General features: G+C 65.4%; 22 protein-coding genes. 8 read left to right on the top strand and 14 right to left on the bottom strand.

Going from position 1 to position 19,783, the window contains the following annotated elements:
* Positions 1-8: 8 nt before the first annotated feature.
* Positions 9-683, bottom strand: a complete 675-nt coding sequence (locus A5773_RS22945) for a DUF2510 domain-containing protein (protein WP_066946140.1) — start codon at positions 681-683, stop codon at positions 9-11.
* Positions 684-768: 85 nt separating this feature from the next.
* Complete coding sequence (locus tag A5773_RS26665; protein ID WP_255377695.1) at positions 769-903, bottom strand: hypothetical protein; 135 nt, start codon at positions 901-903, stop codon at positions 769-771.
* 167 nt (positions 904-1,070) lie between these two features.
* On the opposite strand from A5773_RS26665, the gene A5773_RS22940 reads away from it, so the two are divergent.
* The 4 genes from A5773_RS22940 (at position 1,071) to A5773_RS22925 (ending at position 3,652) form a co-directional block, all read left to right on the top strand.
* Positions 1,071-1,355, top strand: a complete 285-nt coding sequence (locus A5773_RS22940; RefSeq protein ID WP_232001959.1) for a hypothetical protein — start codon at positions 1,071-1,073, stop codon at positions 1,353-1,355.
* 46 nt (positions 1,356-1,401) lie between these two features.
* A complete protein-coding gene (locus tag A5773_RS22935; protein WP_067792780.1) occupies positions 1,402-1,887 on the top strand; it encodes a pyridoxamine 5'-phosphate oxidase family protein in 486 nt (161 codons plus the stop codon).
* An 80-nt stretch (positions 1,888-1,967) separates the two neighbouring features.
* Positions 1,968-2,717 carry a cutinase family protein gene (locus tag A5773_RS22930; RefSeq protein ID WP_067792777.1) on the top strand — a complete coding sequence of 250 codons (750 nt, stop codon included), beginning with the start codon at positions 1,968-1,970 and terminating at the stop codon, positions 2,715-2,717.
* A 107-nt stretch (positions 2,718-2,824) separates the two neighbouring features.
* Complete coding sequence (locus A5773_RS22925; RefSeq protein ID WP_067792808.1) at positions 2,825-3,652, top strand: isocitrate lyase/phosphoenolpyruvate mutase family protein; 828 nt, start codon at positions 2,825-2,827, stop codon at positions 3,650-3,652.
* Positions 3,653-3,667: 15 nt separating this feature from the next.
* On the opposite strand, the gene A5773_RS22920 is transcribed toward A5773_RS22925, so the two are convergent.
* The 3 genes from A5773_RS22920 to A5773_RS22910 all read right to left on the bottom strand — a co-directional run bounded on the left by A5773_RS22920 (position 3,668) and on the right by A5773_RS22910 (position 6,612).
* Entirely contained in the window at positions 3,668-4,102 is a 435-nt protein-coding gene (locus A5773_RS22920; RefSeq protein WP_067792774.1) for a DUF4383 domain-containing protein, read from the bottom strand.
* A gap of 231 nt (positions 4,103-4,333) precedes the next feature.
* A complete protein-coding gene (locus A5773_RS22915) occupies positions 4,334-4,912 on the bottom strand; it encodes a cyclic nucleotide-binding domain-containing protein (RefSeq protein ID WP_067792771.1) in 579 nt (192 codons plus the stop codon).
* Positions 4,913-5,055: 143 nt separating this feature from the next.
* Positions 5,056-6,612, bottom strand: a complete 1,557-nt coding sequence (locus A5773_RS22910; protein WP_066946125.1) for a succinic semialdehyde dehydrogenase — start codon at positions 6,610-6,612, stop codon at positions 5,056-5,058.
* A gap of 468 nt (positions 6,613-7,080) precedes the next feature.
* On the opposite strand from A5773_RS22910, the gene A5773_RS22905 reads away from it, so the two are divergent.
* Complete coding sequence (locus tag A5773_RS22905) at positions 7,081-8,310, top strand: acyl-CoA desaturase (RefSeq protein WP_066946122.1); 1,230 nt, start codon at positions 7,081-7,083, stop codon at positions 8,308-8,310.
* Positions 8,311-8,821: 511 nt separating this feature from the next.
* On the opposite strand, the gene A5773_RS22900 is transcribed toward A5773_RS22905, so the two are convergent.
* The 5 genes from A5773_RS22900 to A5773_RS22880 form a co-directional block, all read right to left on the bottom strand.
* Positions 8,822-9,289, bottom strand: coding sequence for a GreA/GreB family elongation factor (locus A5773_RS22900; RefSeq protein ID WP_066946119.1), 468 nt, complete (start codon positions 9,287-9,289; stop codon positions 8,822-8,824).
* The gene (locus A5773_RS22895; RefSeq protein WP_082948356.1) at positions 9,282-9,848 is read right to left on the bottom strand and encodes a GreA/GreB family elongation factor; all 567 of its coding nucleotides are present in this window, start codon (positions 9,846-9,848) and stop codon (positions 9,282-9,284) included. Before A5773_RS22895 ends, A5773_RS22900 begins: the two co-directional genes overlap by 8 nt.
* Before the next feature lie 402 nt (positions 9,849-10,250).
* Positions 10,251-10,880, bottom strand: a complete 630-nt coding sequence (locus A5773_RS22890; RefSeq protein WP_066946116.1) for a hypothetical protein — start codon at positions 10,878-10,880, stop codon at positions 10,251-10,253.
* Positions 10,881-11,013: 133 nt separating this feature from the next.
* Positions 11,014-12,537: a CdaR family transcriptional regulator gene (locus tag A5773_RS22885; RefSeq protein ID WP_066946113.1), complete on the bottom strand. Its 1,524-nt coding sequence runs from the start codon at positions 12,535-12,537 to the stop codon at positions 11,014-11,016.
* 224 nt (positions 12,538-12,761) lie between these two features.
* The gene (locus tag A5773_RS22880) at positions 12,762-12,974 is read right to left on the bottom strand and encodes a hypothetical protein (protein WP_156659147.1); all 213 of its coding nucleotides are present in this window, start codon (positions 12,972-12,974) and stop codon (positions 12,762-12,764) included.
* 212 nt (positions 12,975-13,186) lie between these two features.
* Between A5773_RS22880 and A5773_RS22875 the strand changes: the two genes are divergently transcribed.
* Positions 13,187-13,894 carry a GAF and ANTAR domain-containing protein gene (locus tag A5773_RS22875; RefSeq protein WP_067792805.1) on the top strand — a complete coding sequence of 236 codons (708 nt, stop codon included), beginning with the start codon at positions 13,187-13,189 and terminating at the stop codon, positions 13,892-13,894.
* A 42-nt stretch (positions 13,895-13,936) separates the two neighbouring features.
* Positions 13,937-14,695, top strand: coding sequence for a GAF and ANTAR domain-containing protein (locus A5773_RS22870; protein ID WP_066946108.1), 759 nt, complete (start codon positions 13,937-13,939; stop codon positions 14,693-14,695).
* Positions 14,696-14,700: 5 nt separating this feature from the next.
* Here A5773_RS22870 and A5773_RS22865 read toward each other — a convergent pair whose 3' ends face one another.
* The 3 genes from A5773_RS22865 to A5773_RS22855 all read right to left on the bottom strand — a co-directional run bounded on the left by A5773_RS22865 (position 14,701) and on the right by A5773_RS22855 (position 18,225).
* Positions 14,701-15,504: a GAF and ANTAR domain-containing protein gene (locus A5773_RS22865; protein WP_066946105.1), complete on the bottom strand. Its 804-nt coding sequence runs from the start codon at positions 15,502-15,504 to the stop codon at positions 14,701-14,703.
* Positions 15,505-15,565: 61 nt separating this feature from the next.
* The gene (locus A5773_RS22860; RefSeq protein WP_066946253.1) at positions 15,566-17,200 is read right to left on the bottom strand and encodes a fatty acyl-AMP ligase; all 1,635 of its coding nucleotides are present in this window, start codon (positions 17,198-17,200) and stop codon (positions 15,566-15,568) included.
* Positions 17,201-17,763: 563 nt separating this feature from the next.
* Positions 17,764-18,225 carry a DUF5994 family protein gene (locus tag A5773_RS22855; RefSeq protein WP_066946102.1) on the bottom strand — a complete coding sequence of 154 codons (462 nt, stop codon included), beginning with the start codon at positions 18,223-18,225 and terminating at the stop codon, positions 17,764-17,766.
* A gap of 386 nt (positions 18,226-18,611) precedes the next feature.
* Between A5773_RS22855 and A5773_RS22850 the strand changes: the two genes are divergently transcribed.
* On the top strand, positions 18,612-19,235 hold the full coding sequence (locus tag A5773_RS22850; protein WP_231989249.1) for a DUF5994 family protein: 624 nt from the start codon (positions 18,612-18,614) through the stop codon (positions 19,233-19,235).
* A gap of 73 nt (positions 19,236-19,308) precedes the next feature.
* Here the strand turns inward: A5773_RS22850 and A5773_RS22845 are convergent, their stop codons facing one another.
* Complete coding sequence (locus tag A5773_RS22845) at positions 19,309-19,776, bottom strand: DUF5994 family protein (RefSeq protein WP_066946100.1); 468 nt, start codon at positions 19,774-19,776, stop codon at positions 19,309-19,311.
* Between the last annotated feature and the right edge of the window lie 7 nt (positions 19,777-19,783).

Below are 19,783 nucleotides of genomic sequence, written 5' to 3'. Positions count from 1 at the left end.
GCACCGGTCTACGGCTGAAAGGCCGGAAGAATGGTGCCGGAATCGCGTATCTCCCAGATGCTGGCTTTGGTGATGCCGTCGAAGTTGATCTTGTTCAGCGTTGCTCGCGAATACGTGAGGTCGATGGCGACCTGAGTCGAGGTGTTGCCGTACGGGTCGGTCATCGGAAAGGTGCCTTGCACGTTCACCGCGGAAGCGTCGGGATACGTCGCTCTCGCGTATTTGAGGATGTCGATGGTGTCCGTCCGGGCACCGTCTTTGATCAGCTGCTCGGTGTAGTTGTCACGAATGGCGAATCGGGCGTTGACCACGTCGCCGTTCGGGCCTGGAGCAGTCGTGAAGGTGACCCCGTCCGGCTTCTTGGGTCCGGCCGGCGTCGACGGCGCCACCTCGGTCGGCGGTCCCGCGGTGGCCGAACTGCTCGGGGTCGATTGGGCGTCCTTCTTCGGGTCGAAAACCCAGGTTTTGCCGACGACGATGAGGAGGACGAGGAAGCCCAGAGCCGCCAGGGCCAAGGCCGCCTTCCCCGGAGTGTCTTTCTTCGGCGGTTCTGCGGCGAACGCCCACTCGCTGGTCCAGCTGGTGCCGTCGAAGTACCGTTGCAGCCCGTGGCCTACCCCTGCGGGATCGGGGTACCAGCCCGGCGCCGATTGGGGCGGGGGCGGCGCCTGTTCGAATGGCATCTATCCATTTTCGTCGTGAGTGAGGCTTCTCGGCTACCCGCCGCGTCGGCCGCTCGAAACGGATCCCGTTTGGTGAGCTCGCCCTTCAGTCCTCGCCGTCCGGCTCGGTGAGTTCCGGCGCGTTCTCACGCGTCGCCATTCCACCTTCGCCCCCGTGATCCTCGGGACCGGGGCGGCCACCCTTGGGCTCGTCGTCGTCCTTCTTCGAATGCTTGCCCATCGCAACCTCCTTCGTCGGCCTAAGGACTACCCGCCGCGGCACGATCTGAAGACCCGAGGCCGGATATGAACTCGAGATGGCCCAGGCGTGACGGTTCGGCATGACGTCCGACGTTCGACGCGCCGGTGTGGCCGGTCCAGGCTATGAATCTAGGAGTGAGCAACCAGGTGAACCTGACCCAGCAGGAAAGCTCGTTGATCGGCGAGAGTGATCCCGAGGCTCTCATTCGCATGGACGAGAAGTCGCTGAAGGATTTGCAGAGCCGGCTCAGGCAAGCGCGCGACAAGAACTTCAGCTTGTTGCGGCGGCGGGGTGCGGCTCGGGTTGAGGCTGAAGGCGCCCGCGGCTCCGCCCAGCCCGCCAACGAAAAGCGCGGCGAGAAGGTGGAGATATTCGACCAGGCGCTGGCTCGGGTGGGCGAGCGCCTTAGCGCCATCGGTGGGCCCGAGTAGCAGCTGAGTGTCCGCCCGGGTCCTACCGGGTAGGACTACGAATGTGATGAACACCCAGCAGTTGGCCGAGGAGCTCGCCCTCGCCGGGGCACAGAAGCTGCTCTCCGGCTCCATGGCCCGGCTTGCCTACAACGGGCACGATGGTTTCCCGCGAGTCGTCCCGGTCGGTTTTTACTGGACCGGCGAACGCATCGTCGTCTCCACCGCATCCACCGCCCCGAAAGCGCGAGCGCTATCGGCACGTCCGCAAGTGGCACTGACGATCGACACCGGCTCCGCACCGGAAGAGGCGCAGGCCCTCCTGGTACGCGGGCTAGCCACACTGCAAACCGTCGACGGCGTCACCGAGGAATATCTCGCGGCGGCGAAAAGCTCGATGGACGAACCGCAACTCGCCGACTTCGAACGCAACGTGCGGTCGACGTACAAGCAGATGGTGCGCATCTCGATCGAGCCGCTCTGGGCGCGGTTCTATGACTTTGGCGCCGGGCGGTTACCCGCGTTCCTCGCAGAGCTCGTCGAGGATGGCTAGCCGGCAATACAATTCGACGACGCTGGTCAGCGCACGAAAACTCGTGGTTTAGAAACCGCATGTGTTGGGCACACACGGCCATGACCGCACGTCACGTAGTCCACTTCCTTGCTCCCGCGGTCGTCGCGGCGGCGGGCGTCAGCGCTCCGATCCTCGCTTCTGCAATTCCGTTCGCTTCCGCCGAGCCATGCCCGGACGTGCAAGTGCTGTTCGCCCGCGGCACGGATGACCCGCCGGGTCTTGGCCCGACCGGACAGGCGTTCATCGACACCCTGCGCCCGCGCGTCGGCGCAGAATCGCTAGACGTCTATCCCATCAACTACCCCGCCACCCACGACTGGACGAACGCTGGCGAGGAAGGGATCAGAGACGCGGGGGCGCATGTCGTTTCGACGGCGCACGACTGCCCCAATACCAAGATGGTGCTCGGCGGCTATTCCCAAGGCGCTGCCGTGATGGGCTTCGTCACCTCGGCCGCCGTACCGGCTGGAATCGATCCGGCGGCCGTGCCCAAACCGCTGGACCCCGAAGTGGCCAACCACGTCTCGTCGGTCGTGCTCTTCGCACTGCCAAGCGAAAAGGCGATGAACTTTTTCGGCGAGCCGCCGGTCGTCATCGGTCCGCTCTATCAGGCCAAGACCATTCAGGTATGCGCCCAGGGCGACCCGATCTGCTCCGACGGGATGAACTTCGCCGCACACGACACGTACTCGACCAACGCGGCCATGATTGACCAGGGTGCGGCGTTTGCCGCCAGTCGTCTCGGGCCGGCGGGCGCCGCTCCTGGCGCACCGACGACCGCCGTCGGCTTCCCGGGCGTTCCCGGTTAATCGCGGCTCCGCCTCGTTTGAATACCAAGGCGCACAGGCTATTTCGCGTCTAGGGTGCACCGGACGGCGGCGTGGCGAGTTCACTTCGGCGCGAGCATAATCGGGTGGTGGACTCATACGGCGACCTCCGCGCCCGTTTTCGCCGGCTACATCAACAGGGGTGTTTTCTCATCCCGAATCCGTGGGACGCCGGTTCGGCAATCGCGCTCGCAAAGCTCGGCTTCCCGGCACTGGCCACTACGAGCGCCGGACTATGTTTCGCGCGGGGTCTGCCAGACACGGTGACCGCGCTCTCCGTCGACGAGGCACTGAACAACATCGCCGAAATAGTGGCCGCGGTCGGTGTGCCCGTCAACGCCGATTTCCAGGCCGGTTATGCCCAAGATGCGGGCGAGCTCGCGCACAATGTGGCGCGCTGCGTGGCCACTGGCGTAGCCGGCCTCTCCGTCGAAGACGGCACCGGCATCGCCGGCTCGCCGCTCTTCGAGCTGGCCGAGGCGGCCGATCGCGTTCGCGCTGCGCGTTCGGCGATCGACGACTCGGGAGTCGACGTCATGCTGACCGGCCGCGCGGAATGCTTCCTCTACGGCCACCCCGACCCCCTCGCCGAGGCCATCAGGCGGCTGCAGGCTTACGCCGAGGCGGGAGCCGAGGTGCTCTTCGCGCCGGGGATCCGGACCAAAGCGGACATCGCCAGTCTCGTCGACGCGGTGGCTCCGTATCCGGTCAACGTCCTGGTGTCTTCCGACGCGGGGCTGACGGTGACGGACCTCGCGGAGCTGGGGGTGCGACGGATCAGCGTCGGCTCCGCTTTCAGTCGGGTCGCGTGGGGTGCGTTCCTGGCCGCCGCGCGGAAGCTGATTGAGGGCGGGTCCTTCGAGGGACTAACCGGAGCCGCGAGCTTCGACGAGCTCAATACGCTATTCGCCGAATAGTCTCCGGGCGGCGAGCTACCGCACTTTCCGGAGATCGGCGAGCGAGTTCTTCAGCCCACCATCCAGTCGAATCTGCACGGCCGCCACGGCGACCATCACCCCCGCGGTCACCAAGTGCACCACCGCGTCGGTGGTGTTGTTGGGGAAGGTGAAGACATAAGCCACTTGATGCGAGAAGAAAGCCCAAATGCCCGGCAGCGCACCGGCTATCGCGGCGAGCAGCAGATACAGCACGGCCCAGGACTTGCGCAGCGCCAACACCAAACCGGGAGCGAACAACGCGAGACCGGCGACGGCATGCCAGCCGTTGTAGTCCATCCCGAGTAGCTGGACGGTCGGCGCGGCGGGGCCGGTCGCGAAGCTGGGATTGACGATGAGGCCGATCACCGCCTGAACGACATGAAAAACGCAAATGATCAGCAGCCCGATCTGGGCGAAACTCCACCTCACGCTGCACCCCCTTGTGCCGGCGGGATACCCGGATACTACGCACGGTAGTAGATCCTGGTCAATCCTGCTCAGCGGGGGCGGCGGGCGCGCCGTCGGCCCCGGCCGGAAAACGCCGCCACCGTCCGCACCGTCGCCCAGCACCGACCTTCGTCGTGGAGTGTGCGGAAGGTTAAGGGGCGGAACGAGATTGAAAACACGTCGGAAAGGCTTTGGGCGCTTCTTGCGCAGTGGCTACGCGGTGGTGTTCCGTTCGACCCACTGATTAAGCGCGTCCTCAACTGCGGTCACTACGTCCACACCCGCGCTGTTGGCGGTTTGCTCAAACCGCTCGACCAACTCGGTGCGGACTGAGACGTCCAACCTCGTGCGCGCTGGTTTTGGCTTCGGCGGCAGCTCTACCGGCACGTGTCGCGCCACGGATGTGTCGATGATTTCGCGAAGTGCCGGTATCTCGTCGAGCATTCTGGCGAGATCAGCGCGTTCGATACGCAAGACCTCGGCCGGCCCCATCGTCGTCACGGTCGCAGAACGCAGTTTCCCACGGTGGAGTGCGGATTCGCCGATCACCTCGCCCGGACCCAGGACGGCGACGCGGTCCCGCCCGATGTACACACCCACCTCCCCGCTGAGCAGGATGTAGCAGGAGTCCGAGGGCGTCTGTTCATGAATCAGGGGCAATGGGGCCGACGTCGCAGTGCGATGCGCTGCTCGGGCGAGGCTCAGCAGGTCAGCATCGGAGAAGTTGTCGAAGGTGGCGTACTGGCGTAACCGACGAGCGTCTTCCTCATATTGCTTCGCATCGGCCTTCATGGCGGGCTCCTGACGTGCGATGTGACGCTATATCGAGGAGCGTAACGCGGATTTGCCATACCGATGGCAGAAGACCGCGAAGTAATCCAAAACGGCCCGCCGACAGGACTGAATGCGGTAGTTGCGAACGTGAAAGCCGGAAGTCAGTTCCGCCCGGGAAGCCTCATCATCGCGCGCACGACGGGGACTAGCGACTTCTGCCACAGCGTTCCCGGAATGCCAAGCGGCGGATCGAGATTGAACACGCGCGCGGTCGCGATCGTCTGCGACTCGGTGTACTTCAGCAGGCCCTCGGCACCGTGTCGGCGGCCGACGCCGGACTGCCCCATCCCGCCCATCGGGGCACCCAAGCTGCCCCATGCGAACGCGTAACCCTCGTTCACATTCACCGTTCCCGACCGCAGCCGGGCGGCGATTTGCTCGCCCTCCGCGGAGGAGCCGGCCCACACGCTGGCGTTGAGCCCGTACTCGGTGGCGTTGGCCTTTTCGACGGCTTCATCCACGTCGGCGACGGGGTAGATCGACACGACCGGCCCGAACGTCTCGTTGGCCGCACACTCCATTTCCGGCGTGACGTCGGCGAGCACCGTGGGCTCGTAGAACAGCGGCCCGATGTCGGGCCGCGCGTTGCCGCCCGCAATCACTTTGGCGCCCTTGGCTTTCGCGTCGTCGACGTGGTCGGTCACGGTGTCAAGCTGACCCGCGGAGATCAGGCTCCCCATGTCGACCGAGAAGTCGTACGCGGTGCCCAATTTCATGTTGCGCACCGCGGCGCCGAACTTGCCGACGAAGTCGTCGGCGATGTCCTTCTCGACGTAAATCCGTTCGATGGAGATGCACAACTGGCCGGCGTTCGAGAAGCACGCGCGGGTGGCCGCCTTGGCGGCCTTGTCGAGGTTGGCGCCCCGGGTGACGATCATCGCGTTCTTGCCCCCGAGTTCGGCCGAGAAGCCGATCAGCCGACGGCCCGCGTGTTCGGCGAGCTGCCTGCCGGTGGCGGTCGAGCCGGTGAACATCAAGTAGTCACAGTTGTCGATGATGGCAGTGCCGACCACCGAGCCCGGCCCGGGCACGATCGCGTAGAGGGCTCGCGGCAGGCCGGCCTCGTACAAGAGCTCGGCACACGCCAGCGCGCAATATGGGGTCTGGCTGTCCGGCTTGAGCACCACCGCGTTGCCCGCCAGCAGCGCCGGCACCGAGTCGGACGCCGTCAGCGTCATGGGGTAGTTCCACGGCGAGATCACCCCGACCACGCCCTTGGGCTGGTAGACCACCGTGGTCTTGCCGATCGCCGGGAGCAGCGCCTGCACCTTGCGCGGTTTCAAAAGGTCGGCGGCGACGCGCACGTAGTAGTTCGCATTCGCCATCAGATCGACGATTTCCTCCTGTGCCGCCCAGCGGGCCTTTCCGGCCTCGGCTTGCAGGAGATCCATCAGGAACTCGCGGTTCTCGACGACCAGGTCGCGATACCGGCTGATGACATCGATGCGCTCGGAGACCGGGCGGTTCGCCCAGTCGGTCTGAGCCGCCCGCGCCTCAGCGAATGCCGCCTCGACGTCTTCGGCCGTGCCGATGGGGATCGTGGTCAGCGGCTTGCCGGTGAAGACCTCGTCGATGGTCCGCCTCTGGCGTGCGGCGGGGTCTTTGATCGCGGCGAGCTGACGCAGGCGGTCGAATACCTCGGCTGGCGGTGCGGGCATGTTGTTACCTCCCCTGTGAGCACAGCGTTCAGGCCACCAGCCTATCCGGATGAATTGCCGGGGCGTCGGCGTCGTCGAGGACGGCGGCAAGCTTGCGTTCGACCGTCGCCCGCTGCCGGAGGTCTACGCGCCATCGTGTTGCGGGAATCTTGTCGGTAGGTCTACGGTCAGCAGTCACGGCGTAGAGCCGAAAAGACAGGTGCTTAAGCAGATGGCTCAGCCTTCCGCCGGACCTCTGGGTTCCGGACAGGTCGCCGCACCGCCCAACTCCGGTGGTGAGGGCGGCGACGACGGTGGCTCGTTGCCGCCGTTCTGCTGTGCCAATTGAGAGCTCACCTTGCGGCAATCCCCGTGTTCCCCCAACAAGATCGGACGTGACCCAGAATGCTGCGGTTCGCAAACCTCTCCTGGCTGCGCGTCGTTGCGCGGCCGTCGCATGCCGCCGGGCGCGAATCGTGCCCCGCCTAGATGGCCATCACTGAAGTCTCCGAATACGCCCACCTGAGCGGCACGGACCTCGAGGAGCTCGCAGCCGCGCTGGAAGCGATACGCCGCGATATCGAGGCTTCGCGCGGCGCCAGGGATCGCGCATACATCAAGCGCGCCATTGCCTTTCACCGCGCCCTCGAGATCGCGGCGAGGCTGGCCATCGCCGGCAGTAAAGGCAAGTTTGGCTGGAGCGTCGGAACCGCCACCCTGGCCGCGGCCAAGTGCATCGAGAACATGGAACTCGGCCATAACATCAGCCACGGTCAATGGGATTGGATGAACGACCCCGAAATCCATTCCAGTACCTGGGAGTGGGACATGGCCGGTCTGATGTCGCAGTGGCAGTACTCCCACAACTACCGGCACCACGTTTTCGCGAACGTGGTGGGTGTCGACGACGACCTCGGATTCGGAGTCATGCGGGTCACTCGAGACGAGCCATGGCGGCCGCACGCGTTGGCGCAGCCGTTCCGCGCGGTGCTGTTGGCGCTCTTGTTCGAGTGGGGTGTCGCACTGCACGGCTTGTATTCAGTGCAGGATCGTGATGAGACGGACGCCCGAAGGTCGGCCCACAAGGCAGCACTCCTGCGCAAGGTTGCTCGCCAGGCCGGCAAGGATTACGTCCTCTTCCCCGCGTTGAGCCGCCGGCGGTGGGGGAGCACGCTCACCGCCAACGTGGTTGCCAACGGGCTGCGCAACGTGTGGGCATGCGTCGTCATCTTCTGCGGTCACTTCGCCGACGGTGCGGAGAAATTCACGCCGGCAGTTCTCGACGATGAGACCAAGCCCGAATGGTATCTGCGACAAATGTTGGGCACGGCCAACTTCCGGGCCGGGCGGGTGCTGGCGTTCATGACTGGAAATCTCTGCTATCAAATCGAACATCACCTCTATCCCGACCTGCCCAGCAACCGCTACCCGGAGATCGCCGAGCAGGTGCGCGCCCTGTGCGTCACCTACGACTTGCCGTACACGACCGGCTCGTTGCTGCGCCAGAACCTGCTCACCGCGCGCACCATCTGTAAGTTGGCGCTTCCGGACTGGTGCTTGTCCGCTACCGCCGATGACGCGCCGGAGACGGCGTCCGAGGACAGATTCCGGAAGGTCGCGAGACGAGCGCGCTTGTCGGGTACCGGGCACGATGTACGGCACCGGGGATTAGCGACGGCAATACTCGGTGCTAAGCGCGATCGAAGGAGATGGCGCTAGTAGGCGGTGAGCACCAAGGCGCCGCGCTCAGCGCTTCTTGTCGTGAAGTACCGAATCGGTGGACGCGGCACTGGCCGACTTCCCCCGCTTGTCGGCGCGCTTCTCCTTCAATGATTTTCCGGACTTCTTGGTCATGGATTGTCGAGGAGACTTGTCGGACATCACTGGCCCTTCGTATGGGGGCCTGATTGGGTCCCGGTTTGGCCGACTTTACCCCACGGCGGAGCTAGTCCGGGATGACTCAGCCGCTGGCCTCGCCGGTGCCATGGCGGCCGCGATGGCCTGGCCGGTGGTCGCGGGTGCGTATACGAGGCTGGCGCGTGGGAGCCTGGCGCAGCGCGGGGCGCGGGTATGGAACCGTCACATTCGCCCATAAGCAAGCGCCATGATCAGAAAAAGCGCTGCCAACAGAAGGAACATCATCACCAGCGGGTCGACTACCTCGAATAGCATGCCAGCACAACCGATTGCGATCCACAAGCACTAGGCATTGCGGGCTTCGTGGCCGGCATCAGTTCGTGCCGGCGAGGTGGATGCCGTATGGCACTGCGTCCAGCAGCGTGACGGTGAGTCCGTCACCGCTGGGCAGCACGTACCTGCGCTGCTCACCGGGACGCGCCCCCGTGATGGCCGCTCCCAGCGGGGAATTAACCGAATAGACCTCCACGTCGCCGTACTCGGCGCCGCGCGCGCCCAGCAGGAAGGTCTCGACGTCACCGGTGTCGTCGTAGCGGACGGTCAAGACCATGCCGGGTTCGGCGACCCCGTCGTCGGGCGGATCCTCGCCGACGACGGCGTTGACCAACAGGTCATGGATCCGTTGAATCCGCAGCCGCCATGCGCACTGGACAGCCGTCGCGCCCTCGTCAGCGTCTTCGCCAAACGCGTTGCTGCCACGCGACTCCCGCAGGGTGGCTAACTCCCGCTGGAGCCGCACGTAGGCCTGCGGCGTGAGCCACACGGGCTGCACGCTAGTCATGTTCGTTCCCCTTTCCCTCAATGGTGGTCAATGGCTGCCGGTCCGAGACTCCGTTCCCGAACGTATGACGACCGAAATCGTTGCGGGTTTGCGCATCTGGTGATGCAGCCCGATACGGAACGACCCTGAGCAGGGTCACGGGCCGCCCGGTGTCATGCGGAATCGCATAGATGCGCTGCTCGCCGGGGCGAGCGCCGGCGATACACCGGCCCAGCGGCGACGCCATCGAATACACCTTGATGTCGGCGCCTTCTGCGCCCCGCCGGCCGAGCAGCAGCGTTTCTGTTTCACCGTTGGCGTCGTATCGGATGGTCACCACCATGCCCGGGCCCGCGCTCCGCTCGCGTGCGGGATCGTCACGCACTACGGCCGTGGCGAGCAGGTCCTCGATCTCGCGGATGCGTTTTGCCCGTGCCGCGGGGCGCGCGCCGCGGTGCCCGCCGTAATCCATGGCGTCGTCCGGGACTTCGATGCTCCGCCGGGAGCGCAGCGCGGCGAGTTCGTCCTGCAGGCGGCGCCGGTGCTGCGGCGTTATAGAGACAGGTGCACATCTGGTCATCGCGTTGTTTCCTTTACTGAGTAGGGATGTCGTCAGGGACGGGCCGGCGTGTGGCAGCCGTCCCTGACGACGCGGAGCCCGTGAGGGGCAAGCGTGCGTCGGAATCACCATGCGGCGCCGCGACGTCCGGTTTGCCGCGCTATGGAGGAGATACGTTGTCCGCCAAAGCGATACGTCGCGTCCGTCGCTCACCGCACACCTCTGCTTCTGGATTCCGAACCGGTACCTCCATGGTGGCCTGCTTGGACTCCAAGGCGCTTGCATCAAATGAACAACCGCGGCATACGCCATTGTTCGGACCCGACAACGCGATTTGCCGGGAGAACCTGCGCCGAACAGCCCCAATCCCCGCAGGCGCTACTGCGGGGACTGGGTGTCCGATGGCTGGTCGCCTTCCTCAGCTCACCGTTGCCCGACCAATCGGTCGAAGTCGTGCTGCCAGCGGGTGTAACGGGCTTGGTCGAGGGCGTGCCGGGCGCCGGCGAACGAAGCGGCTACCGCGGCGCTTACGGCACCCCAGATCGCGACCGCGATCGTGACCGCCTCGGTGCGCGGCGACAGATTCGGCCGGGTCAGCGGCGAACCGTGAGCATCGACCCAGATCTCGACCTCGTCACCGACTTTGGCCGCGGGGGGTGCGGCAATGTCTCCAGTGCGCGCTGCCCCGGCGAAATCCCATTGGGCAGGCATCTGGACCGTCCGGCTGTCGAATTTCCTCGGGGCGTGGCTGTCCGCTACGACCGTCGCGGTCACCCGGCTGCGAGTTTGGACCTGCTCCGCGTAAATGCGGCTCCGCGAGTCATAGACCGCGGTGCCGACGGCGGCGGCGATCGGTACGGCGAACAGTGACACCGCGACGGCCAGCACCAGGAGCAGCGCCTCGACCCGGTCGCTTGCCCGTAGCAGCGGGTTGCGACCGAACAGCCGAGAGAACAGCCTTCGCGGCAACGGCACGGTGAACGTCTCCAGCACGGCGTGGTCGCCCGGCCCGCGCGGGCACGGCGGTCGATCGTCGTGACGCGGGGTAGTCATCGGATGTCCTATCGACGGATCGGGTAAAGGCCGTGGGTTGTTCACCTCGATGGTGGCGCGGGTGGACGCCGCACGGATTGCCGAGGTCCGACAATGGCGCCGCCGCTCATTGTCGGATTACGACAGGGTTCGCTCAATCGATATCGGTGGCCGCGAGTTCGATCATCATGGCCAGCCGCTTCCTGGCGTCATCCAATGGGAGATTGGTGATTTCGGCCATCTTGCGGAGCCGGTAACGCACCGTGTTTTCGTGTACTCCCAGTCGCTCACCGGCTTCGGCCGGGTCGCCGAGCGCCCCTAGCCACGCCCGCAGCGTGGCGAGGTAGTCGGTTCCGTGAGCGCGGTCGTGGCGGCCCAGCTCGGCCACGGGTCCACGAGTCGGAGACCGGCCGGCTCGCGCCGCGGTCCGCAACCGCTGCAGCAGGATGTCATCCCACGATTCGTCGTAGGCGGGGGGCGCGGATCCAGGCGATGCCTCGTGCAACGCCAGGCATTCGTCGGCCTCCTGACGCGCAGCGGCCAGATCGGTCACCGCGGCCGGCCCGCTGACGCCGGCCAACAAAGCCACCCCTTCGGGTAGGGCCGCTCCGAGACCGACGACCCAGTGGCGCGCCACCGAGGCCTGCTCTCCGGGCAGCACGGTGTAGATGGTGTTGCCTGCCAAGGCGCTGCGACCGGGACGCGACCAGCCGAAGCCGGCGGTGGCGCGCTCGAACGCCAACAGCAGGGCGGCGTCGCGTTTGGCCCCGACGGACGCCTGCAGGGCGATCACCCGCAAACCGCTCTGCGGCAGGCCGAGCTTGCTTGCCGCCGTGGCGGAGTCAGCGCTGCCTTCCAGTAACCGGATCACCAGTTCGGATTCGACCTGACGCTCGAGGTCGGCGCTGGCCTGGGACCGCAGTAGGTGCAGGGCCACCGTCTGCGCGCCCTCGGCCAAGGCGTCCCTCCGCGTTTCCTCCAGCGGATTGGAGCAGGCTACCCAGACCGACCCCATCAGTTCTCGGCCGGAGCGCACCGCCGCGACCATGCGCCCGGTCATGCCGGACTCCGCATCGCCCTCGACGAACAACGGCTCGTCCGAGTTCGTCAGATGGGCGAATACGCCACGGGCATCGAACAGGGCGCGCAGCCGGTCCGGAGTCTGTCGGCCCAGAATGATCTCGGCCTGAGCCGGGTCGGCGTGTTGCTGGAGCCGTGAATACGCGAGCACGCGCAACAGTGCATCGTGAATGACAACGGGGCTGCCGACGGCGTCCGCCAGGCTATCCGCCAGGGCGAACAGATCCGTCGGGCCTCGACCGGCGGCGGTTTCGCGGCCCTCCAACACCAGCCCGTAGATGACCGCGGCCACCTCGCTCCACGAGAGCGACTCGTCGACCAGCATCACCGCACCGACCCGGGTGTCCTCGTCCAACGTCATCGGCTCGGCATTGTCGCGCGTCAACACCACAACTGCATGTGCCGAGCTCGCCCAGCAGACCGCTTCATCGAGCGAGCCGGCGTCGATTGCCAGCAGTACGTCGCCCAGCACGGCCCGCTTGGTAGCCACCTCGTGGATGACCACGCTGCGCAGCTCGGTCGACCTGGGCACTGACGACCAACGCAGCCGGACCCCATAACCGCCCAGGACATTCACCAAGCGGTCCAAAGTGATCACAAGCGACTCCCCGGCTGCGAAGAAATCAGAGGATTTTCTTTGTATCTTCCCCTCACGGGCAACATGCGATTGTCGAATTCCCGGGGCCCCGAAACAGCCCGTTGATGCACGTCGATTGACGATGTTCTCTTCGCCGGTTATCCCGAACACGGCCTATTCGATGGTCATGTTCGACGTGCATTTCCGCTCAACGTTAACCCCATTGCGCGGGTGAGCGGGTTTCGTTACTCCCGAACCTGGCGATTGACGAGGCCCGTGACATACCGCGCATCGATCTCTTCGCCGCCGTCGCCGTAATAGACGCGATGGGGCCCGCTGGCGGTGTCATCGGCCGTGCGCGTCACCTTGATCCACCTGCCCGTCGTGGGATCTTGCAGCATGTCACCCTCGCGGATCTCCGACAGCGGCACTTTCTCTATCGCATGTTCAGAACTCATTGCTCTCCCGAATCGTCGTGGTTTTGACCTGTGGCCACCTCGTGGGATCGTCCCGGCGATCACGTTGACGATTCTCTTGCGGACGCCGATGGTCAATCGCGAATCTGATCGTGGCTCGTCAGGCGTCGCGATTAGTGGAAGGGTGGGCAAATGACATCCTCGCCGGGATCCGCGGGCGCTTCTGCGGCCGGCCGGCCTCCGTTCGGCTGAATGTGGCGATCCACGAGCAGCTCCTCGCCGCCGTCGATGGCCGGCGGGGGGTAGACGCGGCTGACCGCTTGTGCGATGCCTGCGTAAATCTGTTCGACGTTGCCGCAGCGGCGATTTCGCTCGTTTTCGACGGCGCGAGCAGCGGAACCCTGGGCGCCAGCGACAAGGCGGCACGCGAGTACGACGAACTCCAGTTCGTACTCGGGGAGGGACCGTGCCTGGACGCTGTCAACCGGAGAATTCCGATTCTGGTCGTCGATCTCGCCGATCCCGCAGAGACTCGCTGGTCCGCGTATGGGCCCGCCATGCTGGCCAACGAGATCAGGGGCGTCCACGCGATACCCGTCGTCGTGGCCGGCGAATTCGTCGGCGCGCTCGACCTGTTCCGGACGGAACCGGGCCCGCTGCCTGACGAGGCCTTAGTCGGTGCGGTTGCCGCCGCGGAGCTCGCCGCCATCCCGCTGTTGGATTTGTTGGAAGGCGACTTGCAGGCCGCCGTTAGCGATCCCGACAGCAATGCGTGGGCCGAACTCAACGTGTTGAGCCGCGCGGAGGTCAGCCAGGCCACCGGCGTGCTGGTCGCCCAGCTGGAGCTTGAGCCTGCCGAGGCATTGGTCCGGCTGAGGGCCCACGCCTACGCGACCGGTCGCAGCGCTACCGACGTCGCCCGCGACATTCTCGACGGCCGCGTGAGGCTCGAGCCGGACTAGTGCGCGTTTGGCGGACTCAAAATTTTTGAAAGGAGGCACGTCGTGACTGATACCCCCCGGGAAACCCGCGTGCTGAACGCCGTCGTTTCGCTGGTCGATAGCCTGCTCGACGACTTCGACGTGGTCGAATTGCTGACGGGGCTCACGGAGCGTTGCGCCGAGCTGCTCGACATCGAGGCCGCCGGGTTCCTGCTCGCCGATCCGCTCCGTCAGCTTCGCTTGTTGGCCGCCACCTCGCGACAGGCCCGCGAGATAGAACTCTTCGAGCTGCAAGCCGACCAAGGTCCGTGCGTGGACTGCTACGCCACCGGCGAACCGGTCTCCATCGCCGACATTCAACTGGCGACGGAGCGGTGGCCACGATTTGTTCCGGCCGCACTCGATGCGGGCTTCGCCTCGGTGCACGCGGTCCCGATGCGGGCAGCCGGACTCGTGTTGGGCGCGCTCGGTCTATTCGGCACCCGCAGCGGCGAGCTCAACGGCGCCGATCTGCTCGTTGGCCAAACGCTGACCCACATCGCGTGCGTCGCGATTCTGCAGGAGCATCCACCGACCCCGGCCACCGTGGTGCCGCGGCTGCGATCCGCGCTGACCAGCCGCGTCATCATCGAGCAAGCCAAGGGGTTCCTGCACGAAACGCTGGATGTGCCGGTCGAGGAGGCGTTCCACCTGTTGCGCACCTATGCGCGGGCCGAACGCCAACGCCTGACCGACGTTGCGAGCCGATTGATGACCGATCGGGATTCCCGCCCTATCCTGCTGGCCGCCCTGGCCGAACTAGCCGCCGGGCCAGCGCATTAAGCGGTTCAGTGGTGCCGCGACCGGGCTCGCCGCACGGCCTCGTCGACCAACCGCTCGGCGACTGCGTGCAGCTTGATGTTCTCAACCTGGCTGATGCGGGAGAGGCGTTGGAAGGCCTCCTCGGCGTTGGCGCCCGACCGGCTACGGATGATGCCGATCGCCTGATCGATCACTGCGCGGCTGTTCAGCGCGCGCTGCAGTCGCGTTGACCGTTCCTGTGCGCTGGCCAACAACTGCGCGTTGTAAACCGAGACCGCCGCGGGCTTGGCGAACTGGGCTCCCAACCGGACGGCGTGCTCGGCAAAGGCGTCCCGGCGGGTCGCATAGGCGTTGATCGAGCCGATCAGCTCATCGCCGACGACGAGCGGCAGCGCCAGCGCGGAGTGGATGCGCATCCGGGCCACGCGTCCACCGAAATGCGGCCAACGACTGTCGCTGCCCAGCGAGCCGCTGACCGTGGGTCGCCGGGACTGCATGCAGGTGATGCACGGCCCCTCGTTCAGCTCTTCGTACTGAATGGTGTCGATCTCCTGGACCAGTAACTGGGTCGCTGCCCAGGTCTGGGCGCTGGGAATGCCGAGACGTTGATCGATCAATGCGACGCCCGCACCGTCGACGCCGGGGATCGCTTGCGCGGCGAACTCCGCGACGTCTCGCAGCAGGTCCATCACCCCCTGCGCGCCGGCCACGAGTGCGGCCACTCGGTTGAGCCCGGCATGCAAATCGGCCTCGTCAGCCTCGCGTTCGGTGGGGGAGAGGTCGGGCTTTGGTGGCGTTTTGCGACCGGGTTGGGCATCGAACTCGGTCACGTGCCCTCCTCCCGTGCCGCGGATGAACGACAAATCTACTCTTCGCCGCGCCCGGAGGACTTCAGCCGACGAGCGCCAACGCGTGGGCGCGCCGGAGCTTGCCCGATGGCGTCTTGGGGATCGTTCCCGGTTCGAGCACGACCACGTTGCGGGGTCGGACATCGACCTCCGCGACCACTTCGTGTGCCACCTGCTGCTCGATGCGGCGCACCTCGGCCGGGGTCTGCCAATTCTCGCATTCCACGGCCACGGCGAACGTCTCGCGCGAATGACCTGCCTCCAGTCGTACCGCCACGGCGCCTCCTGGCCGGACCCCGCAAACTCGCGTGGCGGCGCGTTCGATGTCGGCCGGGTAAATGTTTCGCCCGGCCATGATGATGACGTCCTTGACACGGCCGCAGACTACAAGGCGGCCCGTCTCGGTGAAGTAGCCCAGATCGCCGGTGTCGTACCAGCCTTGTTCGTCTTGTGCCGCGACGAATCCGGCGATCGTTTCGTAACCGAGCGTCACCGGCTCACCACGCACCTCTATGACGCCGACAGCCCGGGCGGGCAGGATGGCGCCGTCTTCGTCGACGATGCGCGCCTCGAGCCCCTCGAGCAGACGTCCAAGCGTGGCCAGTCGCCGGGTTTTGCCCTTGGTGGCAGGGACCGCTCGGTGCAGCACGGCGAGCAGGTCGGCGTCGACCTCGTCGATCAATAGGCCTGCGCCGCAATCGGAGAACGACACGGCCACGGTGGTTTCGGCCATGCCGTATGCGGGCAGGATCGCGTCCGGACGTAAGCCGAACGGCTTGCCAGCTTCACAGAGCTCCTCGACGTCGGCGGGCTCGACCTGTTCGGCACCCGAGAGGGCCCATCTCAGGGTCGACAGATCGAACTGGCCGGGCCGGGCCAGCTTGCGAAGGCGTTTGGCGAACAGCGTGTAAGCGAAGTTCGGCGCCGCGGTCATCGTGCCCCTGTACTTGTCGATGAGCCTGGCCCACAACAACGTGTCGCGAAGGAAGTCCATCGGCGTGACCTTGACCAGTTCTGCGCCGAAATACATTGGCACGGTTAAGAACCCGGTCATGCCCATGTCGTGGAACAGAGGCAGCCAGCTCACGATCACGTCGGTATCGATGTCGACGTTTGCGCCGAGGAACATCGCCTCGGCGTTGGAAACGACATTGCGGTGTGAGATCCGTACCGCCTTGGGCGACCCGGTGGAGCCCGAGGTCAACTGCAGCAGCGCAACGTCGTCTTCGGCGGTCTCGACCGGACCGATTGGTCGGCTGTCGAGCAGCCCCTCGATCTGGAGTACTCGCATTCCCAGCTGGGACAGCAGTGGGGCCGCGGCCATGAATGGGTCGGAGATGACGACCGTTGTGGCACCGATCATTTTGATGACGGCGATGGTCTCATCGGCCCAACGGCGAAGGTCGGTCCGGGGAGTGGGTTGGTGAAGCATGGTGAGGCTGGCGCCGCGCATCCAGACGCCCTGCCCGGTGGGTGCGATCTCGGCAGGGGCACCGGCCAGGACCGGGACGGCATCACCGGGGCCGACGCCGGCGGCGGCCAAGCCACCCGCGATCCGGCGGGCACGCCCGTGCACCTCGCCCCAGGTATGCCGGACCGGGCAGTTCGGCTCGCCGGTGACCAGACCTTTCGAGCTGGATTGGGCGGTGTCATACATGGTCTCGGTGAATCTACTCAAGGCCATTCCTTTGGCTTCGGTGCCGCGTCGACCTTCCACTTCGAGGTGAAGCGTTCGGCAGCGCGCACGCGTGATGACTCCAGCGTCGAAGTATTGAGCCGGCCGCAATCACTTGAGCGCCGGCACACGGATGGATGCCGCGGAAGCCCGTCCCTTTCAAGGCTCCTCCCCAAGGGCCGTCGTTGCGGTCGAAGCGAGTCAAAGGATTCAGGCCAACTAAAGGTATAAGCATACGGGGAAATGGGTGAGGCATGCGGCATCACTACCAGGTGCGGCGTGTTGTCTGCGAGGCGCAGAGAAATGGGCCTCCGCCATTATCGATCCGGACGCACAAACTCCGTTTACCGTCGGATCAGCCGGGCAATGCAGACCCGTTGCAGCGGGGACCTCTAAGAGATCGCCGCCGGACGGTTCCGAGCGGCTGGGGAGTCAACCGTGATAACCACCATAGCGCAGGTTGCGCAGTGCGAGGGTCATTATGTGACCCACCATGCCGAACGGCCGTATTGTTTGTGCCTTCGCCGCCATTCCGCGGGTGGCTGGTGAAGCCGGGCGGCGACTTGTCATCGCGCCGGTTCCTCGAAAAAGTCGGTGCCGGAATAGCATTGGCGCGTAAGTTGCCGCATCCGTCCCGCATTCATCGGTTGTGCGCAAGAGGAGACCTCGCCGAGCACACGTTGCGCCTCCTCGGAATTCGAAGGCGCCAACACGAACAACACCGCGTCGCGCGAATGCGTACCCATGAGGTAGATGGTGTCGCTGAAAACCAGCCGATATGCATGCAACGAGACCATTTCGCTATGGCGAATAAGCCGCGCCGGCGCGGGCAACCATGCGCTCGAGTCGTAAATGACTCGGTGCACCGCGCCGATCCATAAACCGAAAACCGCAAGCAGGTCGGGTAGCTCTAGCCTCAGGTCGAGGCTCTTTGGCCACCACGCCCCGTCCACCGCAGCGGGGGTGGCGTCACGTTCGCAGAGAACCAATCGGGTGGCGCTGGAAGGGCTGGAAGTAACAAGCGCCACCGCGACGCTCCCGTCGTCTAGCGTGCTATCGCAGACGGCTACCGAAGAGGGCGGTACTCGACAAACCCACGATAGTGGAAGCATAACCCCACGGGCAGCGAGACGGCCGATGAATCGCGGTGCACGTTGCTCATCGTGGCTTTTCAATCGGCAAGTGACAGTTTGTGGTTGACCGCGGACCGCGCGGGCGGGCCGAGCGCAGCCGTCCAGCCGGCGACACCGGAGCAGATAGTGGCGTAACGTCGGTAACGAGCTGTTTCGTTGTCGGCGGTAGTCTCGGAAGTGATTACCTTTGGAAGTAATTACCCATCGAGATCACGGGCAATGCAATTCCTCCGTCGGCCCCGTTTCGCGGGTTGATCGTTTCAAGCTGCGAAGGATTGCCCGTGAAGCCCACAACGCCGTTTACCAATCATATTGGGGCCCAGCTGGATCGAACAATAGGCCGCAGCAGTGAGGCCGTGGAGAAATCGCGCGACGGGACGACGCTCTCGGTTGAAGACCCGACTCCCCGCACGATCAATTCGGGTGGGGAACGGCGGTCCGCGAGCCCGGTACGCCTCACCCTGGCCGGCCGACTCGGGAACAAGATCGATGGAGCATGGTGGCCCCGTACCGGCCTGATCTCGCGAGAGCTGACCGAATTGGTGTCTATCTTGGACGTGCCATTAGGGCAGGTCCTCGACATCAATGTCAATTGGTCATCTTTGCAACGCCAGCACGACCTGAATTGGGATTGGGGACTGGGCGCACGCCCGCACGTCATGACCGTCGATGGCCGTGATGCGCGGGCGAAGCTGCTGATCGTCCCCCACCGGACCGGTACCGCCCTCGCGGTAATGGTCTTGCGCCGCGCCGCCGGCCTGCCAGTGTATGCGGCACACCGCGATTCGCACGCTTTCCACACAGCCGACTGCATTGTCCGCACGGCCCGCGGCGAGCAGATGTTCGAAGTGCGCCGCTCGCGGCGCGCTGGCGTGGCGCCGTTACCTCAGGGCCCGCAGGATTGACACCGTCCGGGCCCGGCATGAAGCCGTCCTGCGGCCGGATTCACTGATTGCCAAGGATCTTTAAGTGACGACCCTATTCGCGGGTTTCCGTTTTCTCGCTGCCGATCATGAGGCCCTCGACGGTCGAAGCATCGCTTGGGTGGGCCGCGGTCATCATGATGGCATGCGCCCGGTCTGGGTCGGCATCCGGTGAAACGACCAACAAGACGGTTTTGGGACCGTTGAGGCCGAGGACTCCGACGGTATTGACCGGCTGACGGCGATATCCGTCGAGTCGCACCGTTCGCCCTCCGGTGAGGAATTTCGCGGGTGGCCTTGTCCATTCGTTCACGTTGTAGACCACGCGGCCAATCGGTCCGAGTCGAACGGACAGCACCGACAGCAGGTCTGGCAGCTCTGCGGCGAGGTCGTCACTGTGTGGCCACCACGCACCATCGACGTACCCGCTCGCCGGCGCCTTTGGCTTGAGCCGCAAGCGCGGGGTGTGCTCCGGTGGTACGTGTCGGCGCTGCGCATCGAGATGGTCGATTTTCGGCGTCATTGCGACG

It is taken from the genome of Mycobacterium sp. 852014-52450_SCH5900713 (genome assembly GCF_001667075.1).
Taxonomy (GTDB): Bacteria; Actinomycetota; Actinomycetes; order Mycobacteriales; family Mycobacteriaceae; genus Mycobacterium.
This window is presented reverse-complemented; position numbering and strand designations above follow the sequence as displayed.

Coding starts and splice junctions, on each gene's coding strand:
- A5773_RS22945 (WP_066946140.1), bottom strand. CDS start 683: ATGCCATTCGAACAGGCGCCGCCCCCGCCCCAATCGGCGCCGGGCTGG.
- A5773_RS26665 (WP_255377695.1), bottom strand. CDS start 903: ATGGGCAAGCATTCGAAGAAGGACGACGACGAGCCCAAGGGTGGCCGC.
- A5773_RS22935 (WP_067792780.1), top strand. CDS start 1,402: ATGAACACCCAGCAGTTGGCCGAGGAGCTCGCCCTCGCCGGGGCACAG.
- A5773_RS22930 (WP_067792777.1), top strand. CDS start 1,968: ATGACCGCACGTCACGTAGTCCACTTCCTTGCTCCCGCGGTCGTCGCG.
- A5773_RS22915 (WP_067792771.1), bottom strand. CDS start 4,912: ATGAAGGCCGATGCGAAGCAATATGAGGAAGACGCTCGTCGGTTACGC.
- A5773_RS22910 (WP_066946125.1), bottom strand. CDS start 6,612: ATGCCCGCACCGCCAGCCGAGGTATTCGACCGCCTGCGTCAGCTCGCC.
- A5773_RS22905 (WP_066946122.1), top strand. CDS start 7,081: ATGGCCATCACTGAAGTCTCCGAATACGCCCACCTGAGCGGCACGGAC.
- A5773_RS22900 (WP_066946119.1), bottom strand. CDS start 9,289: ATGACTAGCGTGCAGCCCGTGTGGCTCACGCCGCAGGCCTACGTGCGG.
- A5773_RS22895 (WP_082948356.1), bottom strand. CDS start 9,848: ATGACCAGATGTGCACCTGTCTCTATAACGCCGCAGCACCGGCGCCGC.
- A5773_RS22890 (WP_066946116.1), bottom strand. CDS start 10,880: ATGACTACCCCGCGTCACGACGATCGACCGCCGTGCCCGCGCGGGCCG.
- A5773_RS22880 (WP_156659147.1), bottom strand. CDS start 12,974: ATGAGTTCTGAACATGCGATAGAGAAAGTGCCGCTGTCGGAGATCCGC.
- A5773_RS22845 (WP_066946100.1), bottom strand. CDS start 19,776: ATGACGCCGAAAATCGACCATCTCGATGCGCAGCGCCGACACGTACCA.